Origin of the sequence: Streptomyces mesophilus, from assembly GCF_011044995.1 — a bacterium.
GTDB classification, from domain to species: Bacteria; Actinomycetota; Actinomycetes; order Streptomycetales; family Streptomycetaceae; genus Streptomyces; species Streptomyces mesophilus.
Genome location: NZ_JAAKZW010000238.1, coordinates 1 through 12,125 on the forward strand (window position 1 = coordinate 1; position 12,125 = coordinate 12,125).

The 12,125-nt window shown below is 70.5% G+C and carries 12 protein-coding genes; 6 read left to right on the plus strand and 6 right to left on the minus strand.

Annotated features, from left to right (window positions below; all coding sequences use genetic code 11):
- Positions 1-547: TerD family protein (locus G6045_RS34190; RefSeq protein WP_165336086.1), on the minus strand; the 547-nt coding region annotated here is incomplete at its 3' end.
- 202 nt (positions 548-749) lie between these two features.
- Between G6045_RS34190 and G6045_RS34195 the strand changes: the two genes are divergently transcribed.
- The 4 genes from G6045_RS34195 to G6045_RS34210 all read left to right on the plus strand — a co-directional run bounded on the left by G6045_RS34195 (position 750) and on the right by G6045_RS34210 (position 4,914).
- The gene (locus G6045_RS34195) at positions 750-1,763 is read left to right on the plus strand and encodes an ROK family protein (protein WP_165336087.1); all 1,014 of its coding nucleotides are present in this window, start codon (positions 750-752) and stop codon (positions 1,761-1,763) included.
- Positions 1,763-2,923, plus strand: coding sequence for an N-acetylglucosamine-6-phosphate deacetylase (nagA, locus tag G6045_RS34200; protein ID WP_165336088.1), 1,161 nt, complete (start codon positions 1,763-1,765; stop codon positions 2,921-2,923). Before G6045_RS34195 ends, nagA begins: the two co-directional genes overlap by 1 nt.
- A 155-nt stretch (positions 2,924-3,078) precedes the next feature.
- Positions 3,079-3,999, plus strand: coding sequence for a 1-phosphofructokinase family hexose kinase (locus G6045_RS34205; protein WP_165336089.1), 921 nt, complete (start codon positions 3,079-3,081; stop codon positions 3,997-3,999).
- A gap of 63 nt (positions 4,000-4,062) precedes the next feature.
- Complete coding sequence (locus G6045_RS34210; RefSeq protein WP_165336090.1) at positions 4,063-4,914, plus strand: class II fructose-bisphosphate aldolase; 852 nt, start codon at positions 4,063-4,065, stop codon at positions 4,912-4,914.
- On the opposite strand, the gene G6045_RS34215 is transcribed toward G6045_RS34210, so the two are convergent.
- Together G6045_RS34215 and cdgB are read right to left on the minus strand one after the other, a co-directional pair.
- Positions 4,911-5,873: a carbohydrate-binding protein gene (locus tag G6045_RS34215; protein ID WP_165336091.1), complete on the minus strand. Its 963-nt coding sequence runs from the start codon at positions 5,871-5,873 to the stop codon at positions 4,911-4,913. The two genes, G6045_RS34210 and G6045_RS34215, sit on opposite strands and share 4 nt — an antisense overlap.
- Before the next feature lie 126 nt (positions 5,874-5,999).
- On the minus strand, positions 6,000-7,721 hold the full coding sequence (gene cdgB, locus G6045_RS34220; RefSeq protein ID WP_165336092.1) for a diguanylate cyclase CdgB: 1,722 nt from the start codon (positions 7,719-7,721) through the stop codon (positions 6,000-6,002).
- Between the two features lie 327 nt (positions 7,722-8,048).
- Here cdgB and G6045_RS34225 point away from each other — a divergent pair, with 327 nt between their 5' ends.
- Positions 8,049-8,654: a flavin reductase family protein gene (locus G6045_RS34225; RefSeq protein ID WP_165336093.1), complete on the plus strand. Its 606-nt coding sequence runs from the start codon at positions 8,049-8,051 to the stop codon at positions 8,652-8,654.
- A 55-nt stretch (positions 8,655-8,709) separates the two neighbouring features.
- On the opposite strand, the gene arfB is transcribed toward G6045_RS34225, so the two are convergent.
- The gene (gene arfB, locus G6045_RS34230; protein ID WP_165336094.1) at positions 8,710-9,147 is read right to left on the minus strand and encodes an alternative ribosome rescue aminoacyl-tRNA hydrolase ArfB; all 438 of its coding nucleotides are present in this window, start codon (positions 9,145-9,147) and stop codon (positions 8,710-8,712) included.
- 46 nt (positions 9,148-9,193) lie between these two features.
- Positions 9,194-10,096 (minus strand): SIS domain-containing protein, encoded by a 903-nt coding sequence (locus tag G6045_RS34235; protein ID WP_165336095.1) that lies wholly within the window; start codon positions 10,094-10,096, stop codon positions 9,194-9,196.
- A gap of 345 nt (positions 10,097-10,441) precedes the next feature.
- On the opposite strand from G6045_RS34235, the gene G6045_RS34240 reads away from it, so the two are divergent.
- Entirely contained in the window at positions 10,442-11,710 is a 1,269-nt protein-coding gene (locus G6045_RS34240; protein WP_408056397.1) for an extracellular solute-binding protein, read from the plus strand.
- A gap of 64 nt (positions 11,711-11,774) precedes the next feature.
- Here the strand turns inward: G6045_RS34240 and G6045_RS34245 are convergent, their stop codons facing one another.
- The gene (locus G6045_RS34245) at positions 11,775-12,026 is read right to left on the minus strand and encodes a DUF3263 domain-containing protein (RefSeq protein ID WP_165336096.1); all 252 of its coding nucleotides are present in this window, start codon (positions 12,024-12,026) and stop codon (positions 11,775-11,777) included.
- Positions 12,027-12,125 lie beyond the last annotated feature (99 nt).

Consider the following 12,125-nt stretch of genomic DNA (forward strand, 5'->3'; position numbering starts at 1 on the left):
TACCACGCAGCCCCGACGCGTACCCCTGGCCTACGGCCCGGAACTTCCACTCCGCACCGTTGCGGTACAGCTCGCCGAAGACCATCGCGGTCTCGGTGGCCGCGTCCTCGGAGAGGTCGTAGCGCGCGATCTCGACGCCGCCCGCCTGGTTGACGATGCGGATGTACGCGTTGCGCACCTGGCCGAAGTTCTGCGAGCGGGTCTCCGCGTCGTAGATCGACACCGGGAAGACGATCTTGTCGACCTCGGCCGGCAGGGCCGCCAGGTTGACGTTGATCGCCTCGTCGTCGCCCGCGCCCTCACCGGAGCGGTTGTCGCCGGTGTGCACGATGCTCTGGTCCGGCGTCGCCTTGTTGTTGAAGAAGACGAAGTGCGCGTCCGAGAAGACCTTGCCGTCAGCCTTGACCGCGATCGCCGAGGCGTCCAGGTCGAAGTCCGTGCCGGTGGTGGTACGGACGTCCCAGCCGAGGCCCACGGTGACAGCGGTCAGGCCCGGCGCCTCCTTGGTCAGCGAGACATTGCCGCCCTTGGACAGGCTTACAGCCATGGAGGTCCCTTTCCCCTAAATGTGTATGCGGGTGCTGCGAGTCGTCCCCGAAGCTACCCTCACCCCCTCCAACGCATCTGTCCCGGTCCTGGTTCCCGTACGAGACCTGTACGAGCCCAGTACGAATCGAGTACAAGACTTGTACGAGACAGGCCGACAAGTGGACTAGACCTTTCTTGGGGATACGCGCCACACTGTCCCCGTGAGACATGTCATCGCCCTGGACGTGGGCGGCACCGGAATGAAGGCCGCCCTGGTCGGGGCGGACGGCGCACTGCTGCACGAGGCCCGCCGCCGTACCGGACGCGAACGCGGCGCCGACGCGGTGATCGAGTCGATCCTCGACTTCGCGGCCGAGCTGCGCGCGTACGGCGAACTGAAGTACGGGCAGCGGGCCGAGGCCGCGGGGGTGGCGGTCCCCGGGATCGTCGACACCGAGCGCGGTATCGCGCTCTTCGCCGCCAACCTGGGCTGGGAGAACGTACCGCTCAGGGATCTGCTGCACGAACGGCTCGGTATCCCCGTGGCGCTCGGTCACGACGTGCGCACCGGCGGCCTCGCCGAAGGACGGATCGGGGCCGGCCGGGGCGCCGACCGGTTCCTGTTCCTGCCGCTGGGCACCGGGATCGCCGGCGCCATCGGCATCGACGGGGTCATCGAGCCCGGCGCGCACGGCAGCGCGGGCGAGATCGGGCACATCGTCGTACGCCCGGGCGGCACCCCCTGCGGCTGCCGCCAGCGCGGCTGCCTGGAGCGGTACGCCAGCGCCTCCGCCGTGACCGAGGCGTGGGCGGAGGCCAGCGGCGACCCCGACGCGGACGCCGCCGACTGCGCCAAGGCGGTCGAATCCGGCGATCCGCGGGCCGTCGCGGTCTGGCAGCACGCGATCGACGCGCTCGCCGACGGCCTGGTCACGGCCGTCACCCTGCTCGACCCCCGCACGCTGATCATCGGTGGCGGACTGGCCGAAGCCGGGGAAACCTTGTTCACACCGCTGCGGGCGGCCGTCGAGGAGCGGATCACGTTCCAGTCGCTGCCGGCGATCGTCCCCGCGGCCCTCGGGGACACCGCGGGCCGCCTGGGCGCGGGGCTCCTCGCCTGGGACCTGCTCGAAGCCGAGGGGCGCCGTCCCGAAGCCGAAGCCGGGCCCGACGGGCCCGACGCACCTGGAACCGACGCCCATGTACCGACCCAGTCCACGGAGGTAACCGCCTGATGGCCGCACGCAAGGTACTCACCGGCGCCCGGGTGGTGCTGCCCACCGGAACCGTCACCGACGGCCGGGTCATCGTCGACGACGCGGGCCGGATCGCCGGCGCCGCGGAGCCGGACGCCCCGGCCGTCGACCTGTCCGGCCATTGGGTGGTGCCCGGTTTCGTGGACATCCACAACCACGGAGGCGGCGGCGCGTCCTTCACGTCCGGCACCGTGGACGACGTGCTCAAGGGGGTTCGAACCCACCGCGAGCACGGCACCACGACCCTGGTGGCCTCCACCGTCACCGGCGACATGGACTTCCTGGCGCAGCGCGCCGGACTGCTCTCCGAGCTGGCCGAACAGGGCGAGATCGCGGGCATCCACTTCGAGGGCCCCTTCATCTCGCCGTGCCGCAAGGGCGCCCACGACGAGTCCCTCCTGCGCGACCCCGACCCGGCGGACGTCCGCAAGCTGATGGACGCGGCCCGCGGCCAGGCCCGGATGTTCACCCTCGCCACCGAACTGCCCGGCGGTGTGGACTCCGTACGGCTGCTCGCCGAGCACGGCGTGATCGCGGCGATCGGCCACACCGACGCCACGTACGAGCAGACGAAGGAAGCCATCGACGCGGGCGCCACCGTCGCCACGCACCTCTTCAACGCGATGCCGCCGATCGGCCACCGGCTGCCGGGACCGATCGTCGCGCTCCTGGAGGACGAGCGCGTCACGGTCGAGCTGATCAACGACGGCACGCATCTGCACCCCGCCGCCCTGGAGCTCGCCTTCCACCGCGCGGGCGCCTCGCGGGTCGCCTTCATCACGGACGCGATGGACGCGGCCGGGTTCGGCGACGGCGCGTACATGCTCGGCCCGCTGGCCGTCGAGGTGAAGGACTCCGTCGCGCGCCTGGTCACCGAGGACGGCTCGGAGGGTTCGATCGCCGGCTCGACGCTGACCCTCGACCGCGCCTTCAAGCGCGCGGTCACCATCGACCGGCTGCCGATCGAGGACGTCGTACGTTCCATCTCGGCCAACCCGGCCAAGCTCATCGGCGCGTACGACGAGGTCGGCTCGCTCGAACCGGGCAAGTACGCGGACCTCGTCGTCCTCGACGGCGGCTACTCGGTCGTCGGCGTGATGCGCAGGGGCGAATGGGTGGTGGATCCCCAACTGGGGTGATTTGATCCCCTGTTGACCTCCGATCTTTAAGGAGGCGGTTGGCCCCGAGGTCTGGGCTGACCGCCTCCTTTTTGGCATGATCAGGCCCGGCACACGCACGAACGCGCGCACACGAGCACCCGCATGCGCACGCACACGCACTCCGGGGGGCACCCGTGATCCTCACGGTCACGCTGAACACGGCCCTGGACCTGACGTATCGCGTGGAGCGCCTCGTCCCGCACTCCTCGCACCGGGTCACCACCGTCACCGAACGCCCCGGCGGCAAGGGCCTCAACGTCGCCCGCGTCCTGACCGCCCTCGGCCACGACGTCACCGTCACGGGCTTCGTGGGCGGTGCGACGGGCGAGGCGCTGCGCGCGGGCCTGAACGGCGTACGCGACGCGCTCTTCCCCGTCCTGGGTTCCACCCGCCGCACGGTCGCCGTCGTCGACTCCTCGTCCGGCGACACGACGCAGCTCAACGAGCCGGGTCCGCTGATCACCCCGTCGGAGTGGTCGACGTTCCTCACCTCGTACGAGACCCTCCTGACCTCCGCGTCGGCGGTGGCGCTGTGCGGCAGCCTGCCGCCCGGGGTGCCGGTCGGCGCGTACGCCCATCTCGTACGGGGAGCACGCGCCGCGGGCGTCCCCGTCCTCCTCGACACCAGCGGCGAACCGCTGCGCCGCGGGATCGCCGCGCGCCCCGACATCGTCAAGCCGAACGCGGACGAACTGGCCGAACTCACCGGCTCCTGGGAGCCGTTGCCCGCGACGCGCGCGGCCCGCCGCCGCGGCGCCCACGCGGTCGTCGCCTCCCTCGGCCCGAACGGCCTCCTCGCCGCGACCCCCGACGGCACCTGGCAGGCCACGCCCGCCGCAATCGTCTCGGGCAACCCCACGGGGGCGGGGGACTCGGCGGTGGCGGCGCTGCTCGCCGGCCTGGTCGCGGGCGACCCCTGGCCGAAGCGGCTCGCGTCGGCGGTCGCGCTGTCGGCGGCGACGGTACTCGCCCCGGTGGCGGGGGAGTTCGACGCGGATGCGTATACCGAGTTCGAGGCGGGTGTCTCCGTGGTGCAGCACGCGGATGCGGCGTGATGTCCCGTCGCCGGGGGCTGAAAGATCTGCTCAAACGCCGCAGGGGCTGAAAGTGAGGGACCCATGCCGCTCACCACGACCGGTGAACTCATCGCCGAAGCAAGGCAGAAGCGCACAGCCGTCGCCGCCTTCAACGTCATCACGCTCGAGCACGCCGAGGCGATAGCCGCCGGCGCCGAGCGGGCCGGCGCCCCCGCGATCCTGCAGATCTCCGAGAACGCCGTGAAGTTCCACGGCGGGAGCCTCACCGCCGTCGCCGCCGCGGCGAGGGCCGTCGCCGAGACCAGCCGCGCCCCGCTCTCCCTCCACCTCGACCACGTCGTCAGCGCGGACCTTTTCCGCAGGGCCCACGCCGAGGGCTTCAGCTCCGTGATGTTCGACGCCTCGAAGCTGACGTACGGCGAGAACGTCAAAGCCACGGCGCAGGCGGTCCGTTGGGGCCACGAGCGCGGCCTCTGGGTCGAGGCCGAGCTCGGCAAGGTCGGCGGCAAGGAGGGCGAGCCGCCGCTGGACGCGCACGCCCCCGGCGTACGGACGGATCCGGCCGAGGCGCGGGCCTACGTCGAGAGCACCGGCGTGGACGCCCTCGCGGTGGCCGTCGGCTCCTCGCACGCGATGACGGAGCGGACGGCGGCACTGGACCACGAGTTGATCACCCGGCTCGCCACAGCCGTCCCCGTCCCCCTCGTGCTGCACGGCTCAAGTGGCGTACCGGACAAGGAGATCCGCGCGGCCGTACGCGCCGGCATGCGCAAGATCAACGTGGGCACGGCCCTCAACACCGCGTTCACCGGCGCCGTACGCGCCTTCCTGGAGGCCCACCCGTCGGCCGTCGACCCCCGGAAATACCTCGTCCCGGCCCGCGAGGCGATGGCCGGGACGGTGGCACACTTCCTGCGCCAGCTGGAGGGCTAGCCGTTCGTGCCCTTGACCAGCCACATCTGGTCGATGTTGGCGTTGCACTTGTCGCTCTGCTCGCACGAGAGCGTGATGATGTTGGTGCCCTTCTTGAGCTGGACCACCGCGTAGGTGGAGGTCCAGCCCTTTTCCCAGTCACCCGCCTTGGCGTTGGCGAAGTTCTTCATGTTCAGCGGCCGCGTCTGCTTGTTGCCGTTCACCGTCAGCGTGCCCGTGGTGTCCTCGCCGGGCACTCCATAGGTCACCCGCAGGCTGTACGAGCCGGCCTTCTCGAACCCGTCGATCTGCCAGGTCAACGCCGCGCCTACCTGGTTGAACCCCGCCACATACGTCCCGGCCTTCGACCCCTTGACGTCGGAAGCGGTCACCGCGGGCGCCGTGAGCTGGAGGACCTTCGCGTCGGTCTTCGGCAGCTCGATGGGCTTGTCGTCCTTGTTCTCGGCGGGCTCGGACGGCTTCACGCTCTCGCCGGCCGTGGTCCCGCCGTCACCGCCGGACCCGGCCTGCGGGTCCTTGTCGTCGTCCCCGCCGAGCATCGCGATGCCGATGCCGACCACCACGGCCGCGACCACGGCGACGGCGCCGATCATCAGGCCCTTGGAGTTGGGTCCACGGCCGCGCCCGCCGCCCCCGCCGTGCGAAGACTGCTGCGACGACATCGTCCGGGTGGCGTCGCCCGGGTAGGTCTCCGGCGCGGAGTAGTGGGCGTCGTACCCCTGCGGCGCCGGCTGCCCGTACCCCTGGGGCGCCTGCTGGCCGTAAGCCTGCTGGGGCTGCTGCCCGTACTGCCGCTCGCCGACCGTGCGGACCTGGTTGTAGGAGCTGCGGCCGGGGTAGCCGTAGCCACCCCCGCCGGGCGGCGGGGTGGCACCCGCGGCCTGCCCGTCGGCGTACAGATAACCGAACGGGTCTTCTTCCTCGGGCGTGCGCGCGCCGTTGTCACCGGGCGTGGTCATCCCCAGGTCACTCCTCAGGCAGGTTGCTCGATCGGGCAGAACACAGTCGTACGTATCCGGGCGAGCGTACCCGCTTCGAGTGACCCCTTCGGGGCCTGTTGCCAAGGAAAACCAGCTGACCTGGAGTTATCCGGCTCGTCTGTGCTGTTTGGCACGTGAGCGCTTCTCGATGTACATCCTCTGGTCGGCCGACTGGAGCACCTCGTCCGCCGACATACCGCAGTGGGCCCAGCCGATACCGAAGCTCGCGCCCACACGCACCGCGCGGCCGTCCACCCGGATCGGCGGAATGATCGCGTTGCGCAGCCGTACCGCGAGGTCGGCGGCGTCCGCACGGCCGAGACCGTCGGCGAGCACCACGAACTCGTCACCGCCGAGCCGCGCCACCGTGTCCCCGTCGCGCACCCCGCTGGTCAGCCGCCGTGCCACCTCGATGAGCACGGCGTCGCCGGTGTGGTGCCCGAACCGGTCGTTGATCGACTTGAAGCCGTCGAGGTCGCAGAAGAGCACCGCGAGCCCCTTGGTCCCGTCGTCGTGCTCGCTCTGCGGAGCGACCACGTGGACATGGTGGTCGTAGACGCCATAGCCATTGCTGGTGCCGGTCAATGCGGAGTCGGCGGCCGCACGACCGAAGTCGAAACCATGTCCGTTCGAGTCGTAAGGGGAGGCGTTCGCGTCGTACCCCATGGAGCCGTCGTACGCGGTGGGGGCCGCACCGTAGGCCGCGTCGAGCGACTCGATGGGGCTCTGCGGCACGGACTGCGGCCGCCCGCACAGCCGGGAGCTGAGCCGCGAGCGCAGCTCGGCGCTGTTGGGCAGCCCGGTCAGGGCGTCGTGCGAGGCGCGGTGCGCGAGGTGCAGCTCGCGTCGCTTGCGCTCCTCGATGTCCTCGACGTGCGTGAGCAGAAACCGGGGGCCGTCGGTGGCGTCGGCCACGACGGAGTTGCGCAGCGAGACCCAGAGATACGTGCCGTCGCGCCGCCCGAGCCTGAGCTCGGCCCGCCCGCCTTCGGCGGAGGTGCGAAGGAGTGTGCCGATGTCCTCGGGGTGGACCAGATCGGAGAAGGAGTAGCGGCGCATCGCGGCGGCCGGGCGGCCGAGGAGGCGGCACAGGGCGTCATTGGTGCGCAGTATCCGGCCGTGCTGGTCACCGCCCATCTCGGCGATGGCCATACCGCTCGGCGCGTACTCGAAGGCCTGCCGGAAGGACTCCTCGCTGGCCCGCAGCGCCTGCTGCTCGCGTTCGAGCCTGACCAGTGCGCGCTGCATATTTGCTCGAAGTCGAGCATTACTGATTGCAATGGCCGCCTGAAATGCGTACATCTGGAGCGCTTCCTGGCCCCAGGCGCCCGGCTTGCGGCCGTTGCGCGGCCGGTCGACCGAGAGCACACCGATCAGCTCGCCGCTGGAGGAGCCCGTGGCGTACATCGGTGCGTAGAGGCGGTCGCTGGGGTGCCACTCGTCCTCGAAGCGGGGCTCGGGGCCGTCCGTGTGCCACTGCGGCACGTCGTCCTCGACGAGCACCCAGCCCTCGGTGTGCGGGATGAAGCGCAGCGAGCCCCAGGCCTCGCCCATGGCGAGCCGGCGCTCCCAGGAGGCGCGGGAGCCGACGCGTCCGGTGATCAGGGCCTCGGCGGCGGGATTGCCCGCGAAGGCGGCCACGACCAGGTCGCCGTCGGGCCGTACGAGATTCACGCAGCCCAGCTCATAGCCGAGCCCGGTCACCACGCCGTCGGCCACGGCCTGCAGGGTGTCGGCGAGGCTGCGGGCGGTGTTCAGCTCCGCGACCACCTGGTGCAGCTGCCGCAGGGTCGCAAGACGGACGTAGGGCTCCGACTCGGTCTCCATGCTCGCTCTCCCCGAGACCTCGACAGCAACTCCAGGATTAGCAGCTTCCCCGGCTTCTCGACCGCTTCTCGACAGGCAGGCGTTCGCATCATGGTCTCCTGCCTCAGCCACTGAATCACAGCGAGCTGCCCACTCGGTACACAGGGTCAACAAAATATGGACCCTGTGACTCAAGTCACAGCAGGGGATGAAGGGTTGGGAGCGGGACCGTGTGCTCCCGTATCCGTTTCCTGAACGCAAATCGATCGATTGCGCCCGCCGGGGACCGACCGCGTACGCCCCCCGACTCGGACCGGGGACCTAGTCCCGTCCTGGTCCCAGCGCCCGATGCGGTGCGGGCGGCGGCGGGTCTACGTTCGATCCGTGTCGCAAGCATTGAAGCCCCCTGCCGCAGTGCCCCCGCAAGCCGTGCATCCTGTGGGGGTGAGCAACGACGAGTTCCGTGCCGCGATGTCACGCCTTGCCGCCGGGGTGGTCCTGGTGACGGGGGTGGAGGAGCCGCTCGGTGAGGGCGGCCCGGCCGGCGAGGACGTCGGCATGACGGCCACGGCCTTCCTGTCCGTATCCCTGGATCCGCCGCTGGTGCTCGTCTCGCTGCGCGAGGGCTCCCGGATGGACGACCTCCTGGCGGAGCAGCCGCGCTGGGGGGTCTCGGTCCTCTCCGAGTCCCAGCGCCACATCGCCGGCCGCTTCGCGATGAAGGGCCGCATCAGCGACCGGCTGCTGTTCGCGGACATCCCTTACACACGAGGGGAGTTGTCCGGTGCGCCCCTGGTGGGCGGTGCGCTGGCGACGCTGGAGTGCGAGACGGAGTCCCGTGTCCAGGCGGGCGATCACACGCTCGTGGTGGGCCGGGTGCTCTCGGCCTCGCTGCCGAGCCCGGAGGGCGGACCGCTGACGTATTTCCGGGGCCGCTACCGGCAGTTGGGGTGACTGAGGAGCCCAGGAGCCCGGGCATCCAGGAGCCAGGTGGGCGCCCCCTCAGTCCTCAGCCCCAGTCCTTGCCCGACCGCCCCCGCTTGGTGTCGGACCGCGCCTTCTTCTGGCGCAGGCGCCGCTCGTTGATCCCGCGCGGAATCCGGGTGGGACGGCGCGGACGCGGCGGCGGCGCGGTGGCCTCCGCGAGCAGCGCGGCGAGCCGGGTGGCCGCCATCTCCCGGTTGCGCCACTGCGAGCGGTGCTCGGAGGCCCGTACGGAGATCACGCCGTCCACGAGCCGGGAGGCGAGGCGCTCGAGCGCCCGCTCCTTCCAGACCTCGGGCAGGGCCTTGGTGTTCGCCAGGTCGAAGCGGAGCTCCACCTGGGAGTCCGAGGTGTTGACGTGCTGCCCGCCGGGCCCGGAGGACCGCGAGAAACGCCACAGGAGCTCGGCCTCCGGCAGGGAGACCGAACCGCGGATGACATAGGGCCCGGACATGACAGCCATGATGACGGTCCGGCCGGGCCCGCGTCACGCCAATAAGCGGCGCCAGCTAGGCGAGGATCACGCTCCGCGTGAGATTGCGGGGCCGGTCCGGGTCGTACCCCTTGGACTCGGCGAGCGCCACCGCGAGGCGCTGCACTCGGATCAAGTCGGCCATCGGATCGGCCTCCTGGCGTGCGACCAGATGCCCGCCGACGCGCGCCACATCACCCGCGAGCCCCTCGGGCAGCGCACCGAACATCCACGCCACCCGGCCGGGACCGGTGATCGAGATCGGCCCGTGGCGGTACTCCATCGCGGGGTAGGCCTCGGTCCACGCGCCCGCCGCCTCGCGCATCTTGAGCCCGGCCTCGAGCGCGAGGCCGTACGTCCATCCGCGGCCCAGGAACGTCCACTGCCCGGCGGAGAGCACCTCGTCCGGCAGGGGTTCGGTGACGGTGAGTTCGGCGTCGACGGCCGCCTCGGCCACCGGCTTGACCCCCTCGATCTCCCCGAGGCCCGCGCGCAGGAAGGCCAGCGCGGTCGTCGCGAAACGGGTCTGCACCACCGACTCCTCGTCGGCGAAGTCGAGCACGGTCACCTTGTCCGCGGCCTCCATCACCGGCGTCTTCGGATCGCCCGTGATCACCGTGGTGGCCGTCGTTCCCCTGACCCGCGCGAGGAGTTCGAGCACTTCGGTCGTCGTGCCGGAGCGGGTGATCGCCACGATCCGGTCGTACGGCCGGCCCACCGGGAACTCCGAGGAGGGATACGCGTCCGTCTCGCCCTGCCCGGCCGCCTCGCGCAGGGCGGCGTACGCGAGGGCCATGAACCACGACGTGCCGCAGCCGGTGACGGCGACCCGCTCACCGGGCACCGGCAGTCCGGCGGCGGCCCCGAGGGAGTCGGCGGCTTCGGCGGCCCGGCGCCAGCAGCCGGGCTGGGTGGCTATTTCTGCGGCGGTACGTGACATGCGGGGCTGCTCCTCGACCGGGACGGGCACGGGATGTTCGGTTGGTGCTCGATGCTGCTCCTTGCCGCGCCGGATGCCGCCCGCCGTTGCGCACCGTGAGGGGTTCGCACCGGTTCGCGCGCCATCTGGCCTGCTGTGCATAGCAGTCGGCGTGAGCGAGGAGCAATGGACTGCCGTGCGCGAGGCCCTGGACCTTTGCGCGGACGGCCGGCGGTAGCCTTGGCCAACGGATGCAACAACGGTGACCCTCCGTTGCAGAAGTGATATCTGAGTGGTGTAGACCTGGTGAAGGACACAGGACGTCACGGGGGACGACTGGATCACAACAAGGGTGGGAAATCGGCTGTGCAGCGGCGCACGAACGTACTGATCGCGGCAGGTGCCGCGCTGGGTCTCACAATGACGCTGGCGGGCTGCGGTGGCGGCACCGGCTCCGGTGAGGTGACCCTCAAGCTCGTGGCCGCCGATTACGGCGACTCGGCGGAGAACAGCTCCGAGAAGTACTGGGCGGATCTGGTCGAGAAGTTCGAGGCCAAGAACCCGGACATCAAGGTCGAAGTGACCGTCCTGTCCTGGAGCGACGTCGACGCCGAAGTGGCCAAGATGGTCAAGGCGGGCGAAGCGCCCGACATGGCGCAGATCGGTGCGTATTCGGACTACGCGGCGAAGGATCAGCTGTACGCCGCGGACGATCTGCTCTCCATCCCGGTCCAGGGCGACTTCCTGTCCTCGCTCACCTCGGCCGGTGAGGTCAACCGGATCCAGTACGGCATGCCGTTCGCCTCGTCGACGCGCCTGATGTTCTACAACAAGAAGCTCTTCGCCGACGCCGGTATCGCCAAGCCCCCCACGACCTGGGACGAACTGGCCGCCGACGCCGAGCTGTTGAAGGACAACGGCGTCAAGTACCCCTTCGCCCTGCCGCTCGGCAAGGAGGAGGCACAGGCCGAGACCATGATGTGGCTGCTCGCCGGCGGCGACGGCTACACCGACCAGGTCGGCTCGTACACCCTCGACTCGGACATGAACGTCCGGACCTTCGACTGGCTCAAGAAGGACCTGGTCGACAAGGACCTGGTGGGCCCGGTCGCGCCCGGCGAGCTCAACCGCCAGGAGGCCTTCAACGCCTTCTCCAACGGTGAGGTCGGCATGCTCAACGGGCACCCGACGCTGATCGCCCAGGCGAAGAAGAAGGGCGTGGAGTTCGCGATGGCGCCGCTGCCGGGCCGCAGCGGCAAGGCGAAGGCCACGATGGGTGTGGCCGACTGGATGATGGCCTTCAAGCAGAACGGCAACCGGGACGAGATCGGCGATTTCCTCGACTTCGTCTACAGCAAGGAGAACGTCCTCGACTTCTCCGAGCGCTACAACATCCTGCCGGTGACCAACTCGGCGGCCGACGCGATGGCCGAGGACGCCAAGTACAAGCAGCTCAAGCTCTTCCTCGACGCGCTGCCCACGTCCCAGCTCCCGCCCGTCGGCAACACGTCCTGGGCGCATGTCAGCGCGGACATCAAGGCGCAGATCGGCAAGGCGGTCGCGCCGGGCGGCTCCCCGGGTGCCGTACTCGCCGACATCCAGAACAAGGCACGGGCGGCGGAAGCGGCCGAGTAGCCGGGCTCGAGGGCTCAGCGGCTTGGGGTGCGGGTATCACGGGGTTTCCGGATGCTCCTATTCGTCACATCCGGCGCCTGGTGCGGCGCTCTTCGCGTATCCGGCGCAGCCGGTTCACCGTCACCGGGTCATGGGCGAGGGCCCGCTCGTCGTCGAGCAGGGCGTTGAGCAGCTGGTGATAGCGCGTGGGGGAGATGCCCAGCTCCTCGCGCACCGCGCGCTCCTTCGCGCCGGGCGAGGGCCAATTGCGCCGCTCAAGGGCCAGCACGGCACGCTCCCGCGCAGCGAGCCCGCCCGGCTCGCTCTGCTCCGTCATGAACTCCGCCTCCCGTACACCGGACAGACCCCGCCCTCCCGGGGGCCGAGCCCCTTCAAGGCTATCGACGCCCACTGACAACCCACCCTGTCTCTTATA